Below are 20,454 nucleotides of genomic sequence, written 5' to 3' on the forward strand. Positions count from 1 at the left end.
CCGTCATGAACGTATTCTCCTCCGTCAATACCCAGGAGAAGGTCGCAACCGAGACTGCGGACCAGCTGTGGTACAAGGACGCGATCATTTACCAGCTGCATGTCAAGGCATTTGCCGACAGCAACAATGACGGCATCGGCGACTTCGCGGGGCTGACGGAGAAACTCGGCTATCTGCAGGAGCTCGGCGTCACCGCGCTGTGGCTGTTGCCGTTCTATCCCTCGCCCGGCCGCGACGACGGCTACGACATCGGCGACTATGGCGACATCAATCCCGATTTCGGGACGATGAAGGACTTCAAGCGCTTCATCCAGGAGGCCAAGAAGCGCGGCCTGCGCGTCATCACCGAGCTGGTCGTCAACCACACCTCGGACCAGCATGCGTGGTTCAAGCGCGCGCGCCGCAGCCCGCCGAATTCGAGCGCGCGAAGCTGGTACGTCTGGAGCGACACCGACCAGAAATACCTCGATACAAGGATTATTTTTACGGATACGGAGAAGTCGAACTGGACCTGGGATCCGGAAGCCGGCCAGTTCTACTGGCATCGCTTCTTCTCGCACCAGCCGGACCTGAATTTCGACAATCCGCGCGTGGTGCGCGCCATCGTGCAGGTGATGAAGCGCTGGCTCGACACCGGCGTCGACGGTTTCCGGCTCGACGCCATCCCCTATCTGTGCGAGCGCGACGGCACCAACAACGAGAACCTGCCGGAGACGCATGCCATCATCAAGCGGCTGCGCCAGGAGCTCGACGCCTATGCCAAGGGCAAGATCCTGCTGGCCGAAGCCAATCAATGGCCGGAGGACGTGCAGGAATATTTCGGCCATGGCGACGAATGCCACATGGCCTATCACTTCCCGCTGATGCCACGCATCTACATGGCGATCGCCCAGGAAGACCGCTTTCCGATCACCGACATCCTGCGGCAGACGCCCGACATTCCCGCCGCTGCGCAGTGGGCGCTGTTCCTGCGCAATCACGACGAGCTGACGCTGGAAATGGTCACCGACGTCGAGCGCGACTATCTGTGGTCGACCTACGCCAACGACCCGCGCGCCCGCATCAATGTCGGCATCCGCCGCCGCCTTGCGCCGCTGATGGACAACGACCGGCGCAAGATCGAGCTGATGAACTCGCTGCTGCTGTCGTTCCCGGGCACGCCGATCATCTATTACGGCGACGAGATCGGCATGGGCGACAACATCTATCTCGGCGACCGCAACGGCGTGCGGACGCCGATGCAGTGGTCGCCGGATCGCAACGGCGGCTTCTCGCGCGCCGACCCGGCGCGGCTCTACGCGCCGATGATCATGGATCCGGTCTACGGCTATGAATCCGTCAATGTCGAGGCGCAGTCGCGCAGCCTGTCCTCGCTGCTTTCGGCGACCAAGCGGCTGATCGCAGTACGCAAGTCGACGCTTGCCTTCGGGCGCGGCACCATGACCTTCATCCGCCCGGAGAACCGCTCGGTGCTGGCCTATGTGCGCCAGTACCAGGGTGAAGCGATCCTGTGCGTCGCCAATCTGTCGCGGTCGGCGCAGGCCACCGAGCTCGATCTGTCCGCCTTCAAGGACCGCATTCCGCTCGAGATGCTCGGGCGCACGCGGTTTCCGGCGATCGGCGAGCTGCCCTACATGATCACGCTCGCGCCGTATGGCTTCTACTGGTTCCAGCTGCAGGAGCGCGACAAGTCCGAGCCGGTGACGCCGCGCGCGGTGCCCGAATTCGAGACGCTGGTGGTGCCGCTGAATTCGACCTGGATGTCGTTGGCACGCACCCGCGGCGTGTTCGAGCACGACGTGCTGCCCGGCCACCTCGCCCGCACGCGCTGGTATCCGGAGCGCTCGGCCAGCGCGATCCAGCCGATGCTGGTCTCCGCGATCCCGTTCTGCGACATCGGCGACAACCGGCCGTGGCTTGCCTTCTTCGAGACCACGCAACGCGGCACCACCAGCCGCTACGTGCTGCCGATGCAGATCGAGTGGGTGCGCTTCGACCGCGAGCGCTACAACCCGCGCGCGTTCGCCGCCGTGCGCCAGGGCGCGCGCGAGGGCACCTTGCTCGATGTCGCCACCGACCAGATCTTCACCGGCCTGTTCCTGCGCAACTTGCGGGAGAACCTCACGGTCGACGAAGGCGAGCAAGGCCTCAAGCTCGAATTCCGCCCGACCAGCCGCTTCTCCGACCGGCCGGTACGGCAGCCCGAGCGCATCCGGGTCTTTGAGAACGACCAGCCGCATTCGACCGCGCTGGTCGACAACGAATATGTCACCAAGATCTACCGCAAGCTCGAGGTCGGCATCAATCCGGAGATCGAGATGGGCCGCTTCCTCACCGAAGTGGTCAATTTTCCGAACACCCCTGCCTTGCTCGGCACCGCCGAGCTGATCGAGGGCGACAAGCGCAGCGCCATCGCCGTGCTGCATGCGATGGTCGTCAACCAGGGCGACCTCTGGACCATCGCAGGCGCACACCTCGACCGCCTAGTCGAACGGCAGCGCCTGCTGACAGTGAGCGAGCACCCCGTGGAGAACGGCGACCAGGCCACCTATCTGCGCCACATGTCGCATAGCGGAAAGCGGCTCGCCGAGCTGCATATGGCGCTCGCCAGCAACCGCGACCTGCCGGACTTCGCGCCCGAGCCGACCAAACCCGACGACCTGCAGCGCTGGGCCGACGAGATCATGGCGCGGGCCGAGCGCGTGTTCGATACGCTGAAGCAGCGGCGCGGCTCGCTGAAGGAGGCCGACCGGCTGCTGGCCGATCAGTTGCAGGCCCAGCACGACACGCTGCCGGAGCGGCTCAAGGCACTGCTGCCGCGCGAGACCGACGGCTTCAACATCCGCCATCACGGCGACCTGCATCTCGGTCAGCTGCTGGTGGTCAAGGACGACGTCTTCATCATCGATTTCGACGGCGGACCGGGCCGCACCATCGCCGAGCGGCGGCGCAAGGCACCGCCGGCGCGCGACGTCGCCGGCCTGATCCGTTCGATCGACTATGCGGCGACCGCCGCGCTGGAACGGACGCTCAAGGTCTCCCCCGACGAGAGCGGCCGGCTGAGCCTCGCCCTGGCCGAATGGCGCGACCAGGCCGCGGATACCCTGCTGGCGGCCTATCGCGAGACGATGGCCGGCCAGCGCCTGTGGCCCGCCGACGCCAAGACGGCCGATCGCCTGCTCAATTTTTTCCTGCTTGAGAAAGCCTTCTATGAGATCGAGTATGAGCTGGCCAACCGGCCGGATTGGCTGCGGGTGCCGCTCACCGGCCTGCTGAGGATCCTGGCGCAACAGCCGCATGAGGTTGCATGAGCAAACTGCCCGCCGAGGCCTATGCCATCATCGAGGGCCGCCACTCCGACCCCTTCCACTATCTCGGGCTTCACCCCGAGGGGGACCGCAACGTCGTGCGCGCCTTCCTGCCCGATGCCAGCAATGTCGAGGCGATCGGCGAGCATGGCGAGACGGCGCCGCTGGCGCGGATCCATGACGCCGGCCTGTTCGCAGGTCCCCTGCCGAACGGCTCGACGCGCTACCAGCTCCGCGCCCGCTTCGGCGACAACGTCGTCGAGCTGGAGGATGCCTACCGCTTTCCGCCGATCCTGAGCGATTTCGATCTCTATCTGCTCGGCGAGGGCACGCATCAGCGCGTCTACGACACGCTCGGCGCGCATCCGATGACGCTCGACGGTGTCGACGGCATCGGCTTCGTGGTGCTGGCGCCGAATGCGCGCCGGGTCAGCGTGGTCGGCGACTTCAATTTCTGGGACGGACGGCGCCATCCGATGCGCGTGCGCGGCCCTGGCTACTGGGAACTGTTCATCCCGCGTGCACGGGTCGGCGACCACTACAAGTTCGAGATCATCGGGCGCAACGGCCAGCATTTGCCGCTGAAGTCCGATCCGCTGGCGTTCGCCGCCGAGGTGCGCCCGAAGACCGCCTCGATCGTGATCGACGAGCGCAGGATCCCGCATCCGCGCCCGGCGCCGGATCGCGCCAATGCGCTGAGCTCTCCGATGTCGATCTACGAGGTCCATCTCGGCTCGTGGCGGCGCAAGGGCCGCAACGAGTGGCTGACCTATCGCGAGATGGCGGAGCAGCTGCCGGCCTATGCCAGCGACATGGGCTTTACCCATGTCGAATTCCTGCCCATCACCGAGCATCCGTTCGACGGCTCCTGGGGCTACCAGCCGACCGGCATGTTCGCGCCGACCAGCCGGTTCGGCTCGCCGGACGATTTCGCCGCGCTGATCGACGCCTGCCACGGCGCCGGGCTCGCCGTGCTGCTCGACTGGGTGCCCGGGCATTTCCCCGACGATCCGCACGGGCTCGGCAATTTCGACGGCACCGCGCTCTACGAGCACGCCAATCCGCTGCAGGGCCGGCACCTCGATTGGGGCACGCTGATCTACAATTACGGGCGCACCGAGGTCACCAACTTCCTGGTGTCGAACGCGCTGTTCTGGCTCGATCGCTACGGCATCGACGGGCTGCGCGTCGATGCCGTCGCCTCCATGCTCTATCTCGACTACAGCCGTCCCGCCGGTGGCTGGATTCCGAACAAATATGGCGGCCGGGAAAACATCGAGGCGATCGACTTCCTGCGCCGCTTCAACACCGAATTGTTCGCGCACTTCCCGCAGGCGACGACGGCGGCGGAAGAATCCACGGCGTGGCCGCAGGTGTCGCGTCCGGTCGAATATGGCGGGCTCGGCTTCGGCTACAAGTGGAACATGGGCTGGATGCACGACACGCTGAAATATATCGGCAAGGATCCGATCCACCGCAAATACCATCACGGCGACATCCTGTTCGGCCTGCACTACGCCTTTTCGGAAAATTTCATTCTGCCGCTGTCCCATGACGAGGTCGTGCACGGCAAGCGTTCGATCCTCGGCCGCATGCCCGGCGACGACTGGCAACGCTTTGCCAATCTGCGCGCCTATTACAGCTTCATGTTCGGCCACCCCGGCAAGAAGCTGATGTTCATGGGCTGCGAGTTCGGCCAGGAACGCGAGTGGAATCACGACTACTCGATCGATTGGCATCTGCTGCAACAGCCGAGGCACAGCGGCATCCAGAACCTGGTCCGCGACCTCAACCGGCTCTATCGCGCGCTGCCGGCGCTGCACGAGCTCGATTGCGACCAGGCCGGCTTCGAGTGGGTCATCACCGACGACGCCAACAGCAATGTGTTCGGCTGGATTCGCAAGGGCAATACTGAGCGCGCACGCTGCCTCGTCGTCGCGAATTTCTCGCCCAACATCTACCGCGACTATCGCGTCCGGGTGCCGTTCGCGGGCAAGTGGCACGAGGTGTTCAACTCGGATTCCGCGCATTACGGCGGCACCAATGTCGGCAATGTCGGCGAGGTGCGCGCGTCGGAGGCCCCCACGCCCGAACTGAGCCTGACCATTCCGCCGCTGGCTGCGATCTTCCTCGTACCGGAAAGCTGATTGATGCGACTGACCGGGGGCACGTCCGCACGGCTCGGTGCAAGCTGGGACGGCAGAGGCACCAATTTTGCGCTGTTCTCGGCGAATGCGGAGAAGGTCGAGCTGTGCCTGTTCGACGGCCAGGGCCGCCGCGAGCTCGAGCGGATCGAGATGCCGGAGCGCACCGAGGACGTCTGGCACTGCTACCTCAACGACGTCTCGCCGGGCCAGCTCTACGGCTATCGCGTTTACGGGCCCTACGCGCCGGAGCGCGGCCATCGCTTCAACGCCAACAAGCTGCTGCTCGATCCCTACGCCAAGCGGCTCGCCGGCAGGCTGGTATGGAGCGACGCGCATTTCGCCTATCGCACCGGCAGCGCGCGCGAGGACCTCTCCTTCGACCGGCGCGACAATGCCCGCGGCATGCCGAAGGCGGTGGTGGTCGACGAGAGCTTCAACTGGGGCCGCCGCGAGATCCGGCCGCACATTCCCTGGGAGGACACCATCATCTATGAGGCCCACGTCAAGGGCCTGACGCAGAGGCGCGAGGACGTGCCGCCGAACCTCCGCGGCACCTATGGCGGCCTGTCGTCGCCGGCGATGATCGACCATCTCAAGCGGCTCGGCGTCACCACCATCGAGCTGTTGCCGATCCACGGCCTGATCGACGACCGCATCCTGGTCGAGAAGAAGCTGGCGAACTACTGGGGCTACAACACCATCGCCTTCTTCGCGCCGGAAGCACGCTACGCCCAGGACAATGCGCTCGATTCCTTCCGCACCACGGTGGCGCGGCTGCACGATGCCGGCATCGAGGTGCTGCTCGACGTCGTCTACAACCACACCGCCGAGGGCAACCATATGGGCCCGACGCTGTGCTTCCGCGGCATCGACAATGCCTCCTATTACTGGCTGAACCGAGAGAACCCGCGCTTCTACGACGACTTCACCGGCTGCGGCAGCTCGGTCAACCTCACCCATCCGCGCGTGCTGCAGATGGTGATGGATTCGCTGCGCTACTGGGTCGAGGTCTGCCATGTCGACGGCTTCCGCTTCGATCTCGCTACGACCCTGGCGCGCGGGCCGAACGGGTTCGACCGCAACCACCCCTTCCTCACCGCGATCCGCCAGGACCCGGTGCTGGCGACCGCCAAGATGGTCGCCGAGCCCTGGGACCTCGGTCTCGGCGGCTACCAGGTCGGTGCGTTCCCATCGCAATGGTCGGAATGGAATGATCGCTATCGCAGCGCGATGCGGCGCTACTGGAGCGGCGAAGGCAGCCTGATCGGCGATATCTCGGGCCGCATGACCGCGTCCTCGGATCTGTTTCACCACGACAACCGCGCGACCCGCGCCAGCGTCAACCACATCACGGTGCATGACGGCTTCACGCTCGCCGATCTCTTCAGCTACAACGAGAAGCACAACGAGGCCAACGGCGAGGACAATCGCGACGGCTCCAACGACAATCACAGCAACAATTGCGGCCATGAGGGCCCGACCGACGATCCTGCCATCATCGCGCTGCGCCGCCAGCTCAGGAAGAATGCGCTGGCCTGCCTGCTGCTGGCGCAAGGGACACCGCTGGTCCTCGCCGGCGACGAGGTCGCGAACACGCAAGACGGCAACAACAACGCCTATTGCCAGGACAACGAGACCGGCTGGATCGGCTGGGAGAACCTCGGCACGGACGACGACGCCATCGATTTCATCGGCCACCTCACCGCGCTGCGCCAGCGCTTCGGCCAGATCCGCTGCCAGCGCTGGCTCGACGGCCGCCGCACCGACGGCAGCTACGGCGTGCTCTGGCTGACGCCCGCGGCGGAGGAGATGAAGGAATCCGACTGGAAATTCCCCGAGAGCCGATTCCTCGCCTATGTGCTGGGACCGATGGAACCAGGACAGGCGCCGATCTTTATCGTTCTCAATGCCGCACCGCAGGAGATCGTGTTCAGGATGCCGAGGATGGCGGAATACAAGAACTGGCAGCAGGTCCTGAACACGACCAAAGCCGAGCAAACGGCTGAGCAATTCGCATCCGGCGCCGATACCACGGCACCCCCGCGCTCCGTGCTGGCATTTGCAGGCTCCGCATGAACAGACAACATTTCGGCGCCGAGCTGACACCTGACGGCACGCGCTTCCGGCTCTGGGCGCCGGCGGCCAAGCGCGTCGACCTCTTGATCGACGACCCGCATACGCGAAGCCGCGATGCGCACGCGCTCACGCGCGACGCCGCCGGCTGGTACGTCGCCGAAATCGCAGGCGCGCGCGCCGGCACGCGTTACAAATTCCGCGTCGATGACGAAGTCGATGTGCCGGATCCCGCCTCCGCATTCCAGCCGGACGACGTGTTCGGCCCGAGCGAGGTGATCGATCACGCCGCCTTCAAATGGCGCGCCAACGAGTGGCGCGGCCGTCCCTGGCACGAGGCCGTCGTTCTCGAAGCCCATGTCGGCACCTTCACGCCGGAGGGCACCTACCGCGCCATGATCGACAAGCTCGATCATCTCGTGGCGACCGGCATCACCGCGCTCGAGCTGATGCCGCTGGCGGATTTCGCCGGCAAGCGCAACTGGGGATATGACGGCGTGCTGTGGTACGCGCCCGACAGCGCCTATGGCCGGCCCGACGACCTCAAGACCCTGATCGACGAAGCGCATCTGCGCGGGCTGATGGTGATGCTCGACGTGGTCTATAACCATTTCGGCCCCGAGGGGAATTATCTCGGCCGCTATGCGCCCTCGTTCTTCAGCGATGCCCATACGCCGTGGGGCAGCGCGATCGACTATCGCGTGCCCGAGGTGCGCGCGTTTGCGATCGGCAGCGTCGTGAGCTGGCTGCGCGACTATCGATTCGACGGGCTGCGCTTCGACGCGGTCAACACCATCGTCGAGGCCGGCGAAGTCTCCGTCCTGCATGATTTCAGCAGGGCCGCCGGCAAACTCGCCACCGAGACCGGCCGCGACATCAACCTCGTGCTCGAGAACGGCGACAACATTGCAAGCCTGCTCGATGCCACCGAGGATCCGCCGCACGGCAAATTCCGCGGCCAGTGGAACGACGACTATCATCACGCCTGGCACGTGCTGCTGACCGGCGAGACGCAGGGCTACTATGGCGACTACCGGGCGCCGAAGCAGGACCTCGCACGCGCGCTGTCGTCCGGCTACATCTACCAGGGCGAAATCTCGGACTTCTGGGGCGGCAAGGCCCGCGGCGAGCCAAGCGGCGCACTGTCGCCGACCTGCTTCATCAACTTCCTGCAGAACCATGACCAGATCGGCAACCGGCCGCTCGGCGATCGCCTCGTCAGCATTGCCCGGCCGGAGGCGGTCGCGGCGGCGCTGGCGGTGACGCTGATCGCGCCGACCACGCCGATGCTGTTCATGGGTGAGGAATGGGGCGCGACGACGCCCTTCCCGTTTTTCTGCGATTTCAAGGGCGACCTCGCCAACGCGGTCCGCGCCGGACGGCGCAAGGAATTCGCCTGGGCCTATGCCAAATATGGCGACGACATTCCCGACCCGCTTGCCGACGAAGCGGTGCGGTCGGCCGTGCTCGACTGGGCGGCGCTCGGCCATGATCCGGCGCGCGCACGGCTTGCGCTGGTGCGCGGCCTGCTCGCCGTGCGCCGGCAGGAGATCATGCCGCGGCTCAGAGGGTGCCGCTTCGGCGATGCCGTCGTGGCAGGCGACCTGTTGACGGCGCATTGGCAGATGGGCGACGGCGGCACGCTGCGGCTGACCGCCAATTTGTCCGATCGCGACATCGCCGATGGACCGGAGCCGAAGGGAACTGCGATCTGGGGCGGCGCGTTGTCGAGCCGCCTCCCCGGCTGGGCGGTGCGCTGGCACATCGGATAGCACAATGCCTCCGGCGATCCCGATCGCAACCTACCGTCTGCAACTCACTGCCGATTTCGACTTCGATGCCGCCGCCGGCGTGGCGCCGTATCTGAAGGCGCTCGGCATCAGCCATGTCTATGCGTCGCCCTTCATGAAGGCGCGCAAGGGCTCGACCCACGGCTATGACGTCGTCGACCACACCAAATTCAACCCGGAGCTCGGGGGCGAAGAGGGCTTTGCGCGGCTGAGCGACGCATTGAAGCGCCATGATCTCGGCCTGATCCTGGATTTCGTGCCGAACCATGTCGGCGTTCACTTCGCCGACAATCCGTGGTGGCTCGACGTGCTGGAATGGGGACCGGCGTCGCCGCACGCGGTCTCCTTCGACATCGACTGGGACCAGCTGCCCTATCGCGCGCGCGGCGGCGTGCTGCTGCCGATCCTCGGCTCGTCCTACGGCCAGGCGCTGGAGCGCGGCGACATCGAGCTGCGCTATGACGCGAACGAAGGCAGCTTCTCGGCCTGGTATTTCGAGCACCGCCTGCCGATCGCGCCGGAGCGCTATGGCGAGGTGCTGCGCACCACCGTCCGCGAGGCCGCCGCCGAACAGAGCACCGCCGGACGTGCGATGCTCGAGCTCGCCGCGCAATACCGGGGGCTGCGTCACCCCAACCGCCTCGAGGCGCCGGCGCTGAAGGCGGCGATCAAGGCGATCGAGGGCGGCGCCGACATCATCGCACGCGGCCTCGATGCCTATCGCGCCGGCGAGGACCGCCCGACCCAGACGCTGGCGCTGCATCATTTGCTGGAACGCCAGCACTACAAGCTCGGCCACTGGCGGCTGGCGTCCAGCGACATCAACTATCGCCGCTTCTTCGACGTCAACACGCTGGCCGGCCTCAGGGTCGAGGACGCCGCCACCTTCGAGGCGAGCCATAGCCTCGTCAAGCGGCTGATCGCCGAAGACCGGCTGCAGGGCCTGCGGCTCGACCATATCGACGGCCTGCGCGATCCCGCGCAGTACTTCCAGCGGCTGCGCCGCCTGGTCCGCTCCGCGCAGGGCGCGAAGGCCAGACCCTTCTACATGGTGATCGAGAAGATCCTCGGCGAGGACGAGAAGCTTCCGAGATTCAGCGGCGTTCACGGCACCACCGGCTATGAATGGATGAACACGATCAGCCAGGCACTGGTCGACGGTCGCGGCCTCGATCCGCTCAACGAGATCTGGCGCCAGATCAGCAACCAGTCGCCGAACCTGACGCCGGTGTTGCGCGAGGCCAAGCAGCGCGTGCTGGAGACGCTGCTCACCAGCGAATTCACCGTGCTGGCGCGGCTGCTCGCGCGCATTGCCAGCGGACACTACTCGACCCGCGACTTCTCCGGCGACAGTCTGCGGCAGGCGCTCGAGCTCTATGTGCTGCACTTTCCGGTCTATCGCACCTATCTCACCGCCTCGGGACCGGCCGCACATGACCGCGCGCTGATCAGCGAGACCATCGAGCGCGCCCGCGCCGACTGGTTCGCCGCCGACGAGGGTATCTTCGATTTCCTGCGCGATGCCTTGACCATGGACCTTTTGCAGCCCGGCCGGCCGCCGCATGGCGCGCCGCGAGTCCGGCGCTTCGCGCTGAAGGTGCAGCAATTCACCGGGCCGATGATGGCGAAGTCGCTGGAGGACACCGCCTTCTACCGCTATCACCGGTTGCTGGCGCTCAACGAGGTCGGCGGCGATCCGGCGGCGAGCGCGATCGCGCCCGAGACCTTCCACGCCATGATGACCGCCCGCGCCCGCGAATGGCCGCACGGCATGACGGCGACCGCGACCCATGACACCAAGCGCGGCGAGGACGCCCGCGCCCGCATCATGGCGCTTGCGGAGATCCCCGGCGAATGGACCAGCGCGGTGGCGCGCTGGAAGGTGCTGAATGCGCCGCATCTCGTGCTCGACCGCGAGATGCGCGCGCCGTCGGCGACGTTCGAATACATGCTGTATCAGGCCCTGCTCGGCGCCTGGGATCCCGATGATGCGTCGCTCGTCGGTCGCATCCAGGCCTACGCGTTGAAGGCGGCGCGCGAGGGCAAGCAGGAAACCAGCTGGCTCAATCCGCACGAGCCTTACGAAGCCGGCGTGAAAGCCTTTATCGAGCGCATCCTCGATCGCAAGACCTCGCCGGAATTCCTCGATGCGCTGGGGACGCTGGCGCAGCGCACCGCGTTGATCGGCGCGCTGAATTCGCTCAGCCAGATCACGCTGAAGGCAACCATGCCTGGCGTGCCGGATTTCTACCAGGGCACCGAACGCTGGGATCTTTCGCTGGTCGATCCGGACAACCGCCGCCCGGTCGACTTCGCCGAACGGACAGGAATGCTCGCCGCACTGGAGACGCCGGATTGGGACGCACTGGCCCAAAACTGGCGCGACGGCCGTCTCAAATTCGCATGGACGCGGCATCTGCTACGGCTCCGTAACGAGATGGCCGATGTGTTCACCAGCGGCGACTACGTGCCGCTCGCGGTCAGCGGCCCGCACCGCGATCACGTCATTGCCTTCGCGCGGCGCCATGGCCGCGAGGCGGCCATCGTTGCGGTGGCAAGATCATTCGCCCCGTTTACGCAGGGCGGCCGCAACTGGCCGCGCCCCGAAGCTTTTGAGGGTGAGATCGACGTGACGGGGTATGCACTCCCGGATGGAGCCACCAGGATTCAGCTCCCGGCGCTGTTCGCCAATCTTCCGGTCGCGGTGCTAAAGGCCAAGGCCGCAACGGCGTCGAAACCAACCTCAAAACGAGCGCGCTCGCACGCCTGACGTCCTGCATCAGCGCTTGGTCAGCAGCAACTTCCCGCGCTTCTGGATCGCCACCTGCGCGACCTCGGCGAACCGTTGCAGCAGCCACGGCAGCGTTACCTCGACGCGCACATGGGCATCCTCGACATCGACATGCCCGGCCGCGACCTGCCCCAGCGCGCGGACGCGAAAACTCATGCGGTTATCGTCCCAGCGCTCCTCGTCGACGCTCAGCACCGGCAGGTTCGCCGTCGCGCGCGACAGGCCCGTTTTCAAGCGGCGCATCGCCTCGTCGCGGCCGAGGCTATGGGGTATCGAAACGATCAGCGGCGCCGACATTGCGATGCACTCCTCTGTGGATTTCGTTGATGTAGTTCTGTTCCAAGGCAAACGGAAGAACCACACAGTTTTATCGCACCGCCAACTCCGGAACCTTCACAGTTACGGGTTGTTTTCCTTCCCGAAGGGCAGAAACGAGACGAGCCCGCGGGGCTGAGGAGACGCTAGATGTCAATTGGAACGATCCTTCTCATCATTCTGATCATTGCGCTGCTTGGTGGCTTCAGCGGCATCGGCGGCGGACCGTTTTACGGCACCGGTTATTACGGCGGCGGCGGGCTCGGTCTGGTCATCGTGATCCTGCTGATCCTGCTCCTGATGGGACGACTGTAGCGCGTGGCGGCACTGTACCCGATCCACCATCAACGACTGTCATCACCCGCGAAAGCGGGTGATCCAGTATTCCAGAGACGCTTGCGATTGAACCGATAAGCCGCGGCATACCGGATACCCCGCTTCCGCGGGGTATGACGAACCAAGCCCGGCGGCACGAGCTTGCCCAACAGTTTCTACTGCGCCGCGAGCTTCTTCATCGCCGACTTGATCGACGACGCTGCGTCCTCGTAGCCATCCCAGGCTTTCGTCTTGGCGAGCAAGGCCGGCACGGTGCGTAGCGTGAATTTCTTCGGATCGAGATCACCGCGCAGCTGCGGCCAGGTCAACGGCATCGACACCGTCGCTCCCGGACGCGCCCGCGGCGACAACACCGCGACCGCCGTCGACATCCTGTCGTTGCGCAAATAGTCGAGGAAGATCTTTCCCGTGCGCTTGGCCTTGGACATGTTGATCAGATAGCGCTCGGGATCGTCCTGGGCCATCCACTGGCAGACCGCCTGCGCGAACGCCTTGGCCTCCTTCCACGTCACCTTGTCCCTGCTGCCTGCGAGCAGCGGTGCGACGACGTGCAGCCCCTTGCCGCCGGTGGTCTTGCAGAAGCTTTCGAGGCCGACCGCGGTCAGCCGCTGCCGCATGTCCTTGGCGGCGTCGATCACGTCGGCGAACGCGACATCGGGCGCGGGATCGAGATCGAACACCAGCCGGCCCGGCGTGTCATAGGCATCGGGCGCGCAATTCCAGGGATGCAGTTCGAGGCCGCCGGCCTGCGCAACCGCCGCCAGGCCCTCGACCTGGTCGATCTGCAGATAGGGTTTGCGGTCGCCCGAGACCTTCGCAAGCTTGAGCAGTTTCGACGTGCCGGCCATCGCATGACGCTGGAAGAAGGTCTCGCCCTTGATGCCGTCGGGCGCACGCACGATCGAGCACGGCCGACCTTTGAGATAGGAGATCATCCATTCGCCGACCGCCTCGAAATAGTTGGCGAGGTCGAGCTTGGTCACCGGCTCGCCATCGCCCGCATCAGGCCACAGCGCCTTGTCCGGATGCGAGATGACGACGCCCATCACCTCGCTGGACGCCTTCCCGGTGCCCTTCTTCGCCACGCCCTTGGCCATCGGCTTCACCACTTTGGTTACAACCGGCCGCTCGGCCACGACCTCGTGCGCCGGCTTGTCCTGGCGCAGGCCCTTGAAGGCGGCCTGGCGGATATTTCCGGCATCGGTCCAGCCGGCGAACTCGATTTCGGCGACCAGCTCCGGCTTCAGCCAGTGCACGTCGCGGGTCTTCTTCGGCGCGTCCTTGCCGCCGAACGGGCTCTTGTCCGCCTCCGCCGCCTTCAGCGCCGGCATGATGCGGCGGACGGTATCCTGGCCGAAGCCGGTGCCGACGATGCCGACAAACGCCAGATGATCGCCGCGATAGACGCCCGCCATCAGCGAGCGGAATTTGCCGTTGGTGGTCTTCCAGCCGCCGAGCACCACCTCATGGCCGGCGCGAACCTTCGCCTTGGTCCAATCATCCGACCGGCCGGAGCGGTAGGGCCTGTCCAGCCGCTTGGAGACGATGCCTTCGAGGTCGAGCTTGCGGGCCGAATCCAGCACGGTCTCGCCGCTTTCCTCGAAATGCTCGACGTAGCGGATCAAAGGGTTATTCTTGCGCACGGCGAGCAGCTTCTTCAGCCGCGCCTTGCGCTCGATGAGCGGCAGCGGGCGAAGATCTTCGGTACCGGCGAACAGCAGGTCGAACGCGTAGAAGATCAGCCGATCCGTCTGGCCGTCGGAGAGCGCGGCCTGCAGAGTCGAAAAATGCGGCGTGCCGTACTTGTCGAGCGCGACGATCTCGCCATCGATCAGCGCGTTGGGCAGCTTCTCCGCCTCCTTCACGATCGCGCCGAACTTGGCGGTCCAGTCGAGCCCCTTGCGCGTCTTCAGCACGGCCTCGCCGTCTTCGACACGGAGCTGCACGCGGTAGCCGTCGAACTTGATCTCATGGCACCAGCCGGCGCCGCCGGGCGGCGCTTCGACGGCCCGGCACAGCTGTGGCGCGACGAAATCAGGCATCTCCGATACCTGCTTCGGTTTCGCCTGCCGCGCCACTTTCAGCCGCTCCTTGGGCGCAGGCGCCTTGGTCCTGGCACGCGCGTCCGCGGCCATGCCGTGGTTGGACTGCCAGACCGCGTCAGCTTTGGCCTTGCCGTTGCCCTTGGCCAGCATGAACGGCTTCGGCGCCCGGCCCTTGCCGGCCGCGATCTGCGCCATCGAGCGTCCGGAGGCGACCGAACGGTCCTCGTCGAGGATCTCCTCGCCGTTGCCGTCAACGGCATATTCGTCGCGGTGCTTGATCAGGAGCCAGTTGGTGCGCTTGCCGCCAAAGCGGTCCCCCTTCATCCGCACCAGCACCCAGCTGCCGTGCAGCTTGTCGCCCTCGAGCGTGAACTTCAGGTCGCCCTTCCTGAAGCCGCGCTCGGGATCGTCCGATTCCCAGGTGCCGCGATCCCACAGCTGCACCGTGCCGCCGCCATACTGGCCTTCGGGAATGGTGCCTTCGAAATCGCCATAGTCGAGCGGATGATCCTCGACCTCCACCGCCAGCCGCTTGTCATGCGGATCGAGCGACGGCCCGCGCGTCACCGCCCAGGACTTGAAGACGCCGTCGAATTCGAGCCTCAGATCGTAATGCAGCCGCGTCGCGTCGTGCTTCTGGATGACGAAGCGCCGCTGCTTGCTGGGTGCGACCTTGACGTCGCCCGACGGCTCGCTGGTCTTCTCGAAGTCGCGCTTCTTGCGATAGGTGGACAGGTTTCTCAGCGACACAACAAACCTCGGAAAACCCTCGGCGCAAACGACGGCCGCCGCCTCCGTGCGGCCATCAGGAACCAAAACCCACGGTATCCGTTCAAGTTCCAAACTCAAGCTGTTTGGAGGCGATCATGGCCGCTCCCCGCGCCTACTGGAAAGGCACGCTCAAGCTCTCGCTGGTGTCATGCCCGGTGGCGCTCTACCCGGCCTCGACCGCGGTCGAGAAGACCCGCTTCCACATGATCAACCGGGAGACCGGCAACCGGCTGAAGCAGCAGATGGTCGATACCGAGACCGGCGACGTCGTCGAGGGCGACCAGAAGGGCCGTGGCTACGAGGTCAGCAAGGGCAAATATGTCGAGATCGAGAAGGACGAGCTCGAGGCGGTCCAGATCGAGAGCAACCATACCATCGACATCGACAGCTTCGTGCCCGAGGGCGAGATCGACAAGCGCTATCTCGACCACCCCTACTATATCAGGCCCGACGGCAAGGCCGGCGTCGACGCGTTCGCGGTGATCCGCGACGCCATGAAGGATCAGGACCGCGTCGCGCTGGCGCGGATCGTGCTGACCAACCGCGAGCATGTGATCGCGATCGAGCCGCTCGACAAGGGTATGCTCGGCACCACCTTGCGCTACCCCTACGAGCTGCGCGACGCCGATGATTATTTCGACGACATCAAGAGCCCAAAGGTCACGAAAGACATGATCGAGCTCGCCGGCCATATCCTCGACAGCAAGGCTGCGCATTTCGATCCGTCGAAATTCAAGGACGAGTATGAGACCGCGCTGAAGGCCCTGGTCCGCCGCAAGGCGGCCGGCAAGCCGATCAAGGCCGCCGAGCGCGAGGAGAAGCCAAGCAACGTCGTGAGCCTGATGGACGCGCTGCAGCAGAGCCTCAAGGGCGGCAAGAGCGGCGCAAGGCGCTCCACCGCACGCCGCCCGACCGCGCATCGCCGCGCCGCCAAGAAGGCGCACCGGTCAAGCGCGCGGCGGCGCAAGGCGGGGTGAGATCTCTCGTCCTCGCGAGCGCAGCGAAGCAATCCATCTCTCCACACACGCGGAGGGATGGATTGCTTCGTCGCTACGCTCCTCGCAATGACGGATGGATGCAACTCGTCCGCTACTTCTTCTTCGAGCTCTTCCGCTTCTTGGCAGTCTTGCGCTTCTTCGCCGTATTCTTCTTGGACGCCTTCTTCGGCACCTTCCGCCGCTTGGCACGCGCCTCGGATAGCCCGATCGCGATCGCCTGCTTGCGGCTCTTCACCTTCTTCTTGGACCGGCCGCTGCGCAGCGTGCCGGCCTTGCGTTTCTTCATCGCGCGCTCGACATCGCGCGATGCCTTCCGCGAATACTTCCTTGCCATGGGTTGTCTCCCGCTAACGGAAAACAAGCCTCGATGGCAGCGAAAGTTCCGTTTGGTGTCGTCGGGCGACGGCACCAACGTAGCCCGCATGAGCGCAGCGACATGCGGGAGATGCCCCGGATATCGCTTCGCTCATCCGGGCTACATGTCAGTCCGCCGCGCGCAGCCGATAGCCGATGCCGGTCTCGGTCAGCACGAATTGCGGACGCTCGGGGTCGGCCTCGATCTTCTGGCGAAGCTGGCGCACATAGACCCGCAGATATTGCGCGTCGGTCAGCTCGTCCCACAATTCCTTCAAGAGGAAGCGGTGGGTCAGCACCTTGCCGGCATGCTGCACCAGCACGCGCAACAGGTCATATTCCTTCGGCGACAGCTTGATCTCCCTGTCGCCGACCTTGACGATCCGGCGCACCAGGTCGACCGAGAGATCGCCGGAGCGGAACACCGGCCGCTCGCCCTGCACCTGCAACTGGTGCCGCAGCGCCGCGCGCAACCGCGCCAGCAATTCGTCCATGCCGAACGGCTTGGTCAGATAATCGTCGGCGCCGAGGTCGAGCGCCTGCACCTTGCCGGCCTCGTCGCCGCGGCTCGACAGCACCACGATCGGCACGCTCTCGTTGCGGCCGCGGATCATGCGCAGGAGATCGTGGCCCTGGATGTCGGGTAAGCCGAGGTCGAGGATGATCAGCGCCGGCCCCTCGGCCAGCATCTCCAGCGCCAGCTTGCCGTTGGATGCCTCGAGAATGTCGTAGCCCTGCGTGCTCAGTCCCATCCGCAGCAGCTTGCGGATCGGCGGCTCGTCGTCGATGATCAGGACCTTGATCGGCGTGGCGTTCATGCAGCAGTGTCCAGCGCGTTGGTGTCGGCGGGGATCGGCAGGCGGATGGTAATGACGGCGCCGCTGCGGTCGGCGCGGTTGGCCGCTGCGATCGTGCCGCGCATCGCCTCGACGAAGCCGCGCGAGATTGCAAGTCCGAGGCCGGTGCCGGGGCGGACATGGTCGCCCTTCTCGGCGCGATAGAATTTGTCGAACACGCTTTCGAGCTCGGCCGCGGGGATGCCGTTGCCTTCGTCGAGGACCTGCAGTGCGATCGTGTCGCGGTCGCGGGCGCCGCGGATCGAGATCGTGGTGTCCGATGGGGCGTATTTGGCGGCATTGTCGAGCAGGTTGAACAGCACCTGCTCGAACAGCACGGCGTCGAGCTCCAGCATCGGCAGGTCGGCCGCGAGCTCCAGCGACACCCGGTGATGCACCAGGATCTTGCTCGCCCGGCGCAGCGCGCTGCCGACGATCTCGCCGACATCGTGCCGCGCCGTGTTGGGCACGATCGCGCCGGATTCCAGCTTGGTCATGTCGAGCAGATTGGCGATGAATCGATTCAGCCGCTCGGACTCGTCGATCACGGTGGCGAGCAGATCGTGCTTCTGGGCATCGCTCAGGTTGGCGCCGAGGTCGCGCAGCGCCGAGGCCGAGCCGAGCACCGAGGCCAGCGGCGTCTTGAGGTCGTGCGAGATCGAGGTCAGGAGCGCGCCGCGCAGCCGGTCGGATTCCACCGTGCGCTTGACGCGGTCCATGTCCTCGACCAGCAGCACGCGCTCGATCGCGAGCGCGCCCTGGTCGACCAGCGCATCGAGCAGCCGGCGCTGGTCCGGCGTCAGCAAGGGCCCGGTGCGGTCGTCGTCGATGCCGATCACCCCGATCGGGCCGCGGCCGGTGCGCATCGGCAGGAACAGCCGTTTTCCCCCCGGCAGCGTGTCGGAGCCGCGGCCGGCCGGGCGATCGTTGCCCCAGGCCCAATTGGCGGCGGCGAGATCGGCCTGATCGAGCTGATCCTCCGGCGGATAGCCGCTCTTGACGGTCAGCATTCCGTCCTCAGGCAGCAGCAGCACCACGCGCACCTTGAGCATCAGCGCGATCTGGTAGGCGGTCGCCCACAACACGTCGTCCAGCGTCGCGGTGCCGGCGAGCTTGCGGCTGAAGGCATAGAGCGATTCGGTGGTGCGGACGCGGCTGATCGCGGTGTCGGCCTGGGTGCGCACCCGCGCCGCGACGTTGGAGACCAGAAGCGCGATCAGCATGAAGAAGAAGAACGCCGCGACATTGGTCGGGTCGGTGATGGTGAAGGTATAGACCGGCGGCAGGAAGAAGAAATTGTAGCACAGCGAGGCCGCGACGCTCGCCAGCAGCGACGGCCCGAGGCCGTAGCGCGCCGCGGCGCCGACCACGGCGGTCAGGAAGACGAGGTCGACATTCTCGATGCCGAAGAACGGTTGGATCAGCTTGGCCGCGCCGAGCCCGAGCGCCGCCAGCAGCAGCGCCATCAGATAGGGCCGCGGATTGAACGGCTCCTGCCGCTGCGCGGTTTGCACCGCCGCCTTGCCGACCGGCAACTCGTCGCCGGCGATCACGTTGACGCTGATATTGCCGGCGCGCCGCACCAGATCGTGCACCACGGATCCATGCGTCAGCTCGAACCAGCGCGAGCGCGTCGACTTGCCGATGATGATCTGGGTGACGTTGTTGGCCTGGGCGAAATTGATGACGTCGTCGGCGATGCGGCGGCCGACGCCGGGAAGCGTCAGCGCCTCGCCGCCGAGCGATTCCGCGAGCCGCATGGTGTCGGCCAGCCGGTCGCGCTGCTCGTCGCTCAGCTGCAGGCTGCGCCGCGTCTCGATGCTGACCGCGGTCCATTGCGCATGCAGCCGGTCGGCGAGGCGCTTGGTGTAGCGCACGAGGCCGGCCGCGCGCGGATCCTCGCTCAGGCAGACCAGGATGCGCTCACCGGCGGCCCAGGGCCCTTGGATCGCATTGGCCTGCATGTGGTTGAGCAGCTGCTCGTCGACCCGCTCGGCGGTGCGGCGCAGCGCCAGCTCGCGCAGCGCGGTCAGATTGCCGGGCGAGAAATAGTGTTCCAGCGCCCGTTCGGCCTGCTTGGGCACATAGACCTTGCCCTCCTTGAGCCGCTGGATCAGATCGTCGGGCGTCAGGTCGATCAGCTCGATCGCATCGGCGCGATCGACCACCGAGTCGGGCACCGTCTCGCGCACCCGCACATGGGTGATCTGCGCGACGACGTCGTTGAGGCTCTCGATGTGCTGGATGTTGATCGCGGTGTAGACGTCGATGCCGTGCGACAGCAACTCCTCGACGTCGAGATAGCGCTTGGGATGCCGGCTGCCCGGCGCATTGGTATGGGCGAGCTCGTCGACCAGCGCGAGCTGCGGCCGTCGCGCGATCAATGCATCGAGGTCCATCTCTTCGAGCGTCTGGTCGCGATAAGCCAGCCGCTTCCGCGGTATCACTTCGAGGCCCTTGAGCAGGGCCTCCGTCTCCGCCCGTCCGTGGGTTTCGACGACGCCGACCACGACGTCGACGCCCGCCTTGAGGCGGGCGTGGGCGCTCGAGAGCATCTCGTAGGTCTTGCCGACGCCGGGGGCGGCGCCGATGAAGATCTTCAACCGGCCCGATCGATCGGTCTCCCGGCGCGCCGCCTCCAGCAGCGCATCCGGCGAGGGTCGTTTGTCAGGGTCGCGCTGATTGGCCAT

Annotated in this window: 12 protein-coding genes; 7 read left to right on the top strand and 5 right to left on the bottom strand. The window is 65.8% G+C overall.

The window, feature by feature from the left end; translation table 11 throughout:
• The first annotated feature begins 5 nt into the window (after positions 1–5).
• From treS to treY, 5 genes are read left to right on the top strand one after another with little or no spacing between them, the layout of a single operon-like run.
• The gene (gene treS, locus XI02_RS32735; RefSeq protein ID WP_026193167.1) at positions 6–3,311 is read left to right on the top strand and encodes a maltose alpha-D-glucosyltransferase; all 3,306 of its coding nucleotides are present in this window, start codon (positions 6–8) and stop codon (positions 3,309–3,311) included.
• On the top strand, positions 3,308–5,455 hold the full coding sequence (glgB, locus tag XI02_RS32740; RefSeq protein ID WP_172647350.1) for a 1,4-alpha-glucan branching protein GlgB: 2,148 nt from the start codon (positions 3,308–3,310) through the stop codon (positions 5,453–5,455). The genes treS and glgB overlap by 4 nt, the downstream gene beginning before the upstream one ends.
• Positions 5,456–5,458: 3 nt before the next feature.
• Complete coding sequence (gene glgX / locus XI02_RS32745) at positions 5,459–7,531, top strand: glycogen debranching protein GlgX (RefSeq protein WP_172647349.1); 2,073 nt, start codon at positions 5,459–5,461, stop codon at positions 7,529–7,531.
• Positions 7,528–9,300, top strand: coding sequence for a malto-oligosyltrehalose trehalohydrolase (gene treZ, locus XI02_RS32750; protein WP_172647348.1), 1,773 nt, complete (start codon positions 7,528–7,530; stop codon positions 9,298–9,300). Before glgX ends, treZ begins: the two co-directional genes overlap by 4 nt.
• Positions 9,301–9,304: 4 nt before the next feature.
• Positions 9,305–12,088, top strand: coding sequence for a malto-oligosyltrehalose synthase (gene treY / locus XI02_RS32755; RefSeq protein ID WP_172647347.1), 2,784 nt, complete (start codon positions 9,305–9,307; stop codon positions 12,086–12,088).
• 9 nt (positions 12,089–12,097) lie between these two features.
• Here treY and XI02_RS32760 read toward each other — a convergent pair whose 3' ends face one another.
• Complete coding sequence (locus XI02_RS32760) at positions 12,098–12,406, bottom strand: polyhydroxyalkanoic acid system family protein (RefSeq protein ID WP_016846775.1); 309 nt, start codon at positions 12,404–12,406, stop codon at positions 12,098–12,100.
• A 168-nt stretch (positions 12,407–12,574) separates the two neighbouring features.
• On the opposite strand from XI02_RS32760, the gene XI02_RS32765 reads away from it, so the two are divergent.
• The gene (locus tag XI02_RS32765) at positions 12,575–12,739 is read left to right on the top strand and encodes a DUF3309 family protein (protein WP_016846774.1); all 165 of its coding nucleotides are present in this window, start codon (positions 12,575–12,577) and stop codon (positions 12,737–12,739) included.
• A 176-nt stretch (positions 12,740–12,915) separates the two neighbouring features.
• Here the strand turns inward: XI02_RS32765 and ligD are convergent, their stop codons facing one another.
• On the bottom strand, positions 12,916–15,555 hold the full coding sequence (ligD, locus tag XI02_RS32770; RefSeq protein ID WP_172647346.1) for a DNA ligase D: 2,640 nt from the start codon (positions 15,553–15,555) through the stop codon (positions 12,916–12,918).
• Positions 15,556–15,671: 116 nt separating this feature from the next.
• On the opposite strand from ligD, the gene XI02_RS32775 reads away from it, so the two are divergent.
• Positions 15,672–16,553 carry a Ku protein gene (locus tag XI02_RS32775; RefSeq protein ID WP_172647345.1) on the top strand — a complete coding sequence of 294 codons (882 nt, stop codon included), beginning with the start codon at positions 15,672–15,674 and terminating at the stop codon, positions 16,551–16,553.
• A gap of 112 nt (positions 16,554–16,665) precedes the next feature.
• Here XI02_RS32775 and XI02_RS32780 read toward each other — a convergent pair whose 3' ends face one another.
• The 3 genes from XI02_RS32780 to XI02_RS32790 form a co-directional block, all read right to left on the bottom strand.
• On the bottom strand, positions 16,666–16,908 hold the full coding sequence (locus XI02_RS32780; RefSeq protein ID WP_172647344.1) for a DUF6496 domain-containing protein: 243 nt from the start codon (positions 16,906–16,908) through the stop codon (positions 16,666–16,668).
• 148 nt (positions 16,909–17,056) lie between these two features.
• Entirely contained in the window at positions 17,057–17,746 is a 690-nt protein-coding gene (locus tag XI02_RS32785; RefSeq protein WP_018273107.1) for a response regulator, read from the bottom strand.
• Positions 17,743–20,454: a sensor histidine kinase KdpD gene (locus XI02_RS32790; protein WP_172647343.1), complete on the bottom strand. Its 2,712-nt coding sequence runs from the start codon at positions 20,452–20,454 to the stop codon at positions 17,743–17,745. The genes XI02_RS32785 and XI02_RS32790 overlap by 4 nt, the downstream gene beginning before the upstream one ends.

The sequence above is a fragment of the Bradyrhizobium sp. CCBAU 21365 genome (assembly GCF_015291305.1).
Taxonomy (GTDB): domain Bacteria; phylum Pseudomonadota; class Alphaproteobacteria; order Rhizobiales; family Xanthobacteraceae; genus Bradyrhizobium; species Bradyrhizobium elkanii.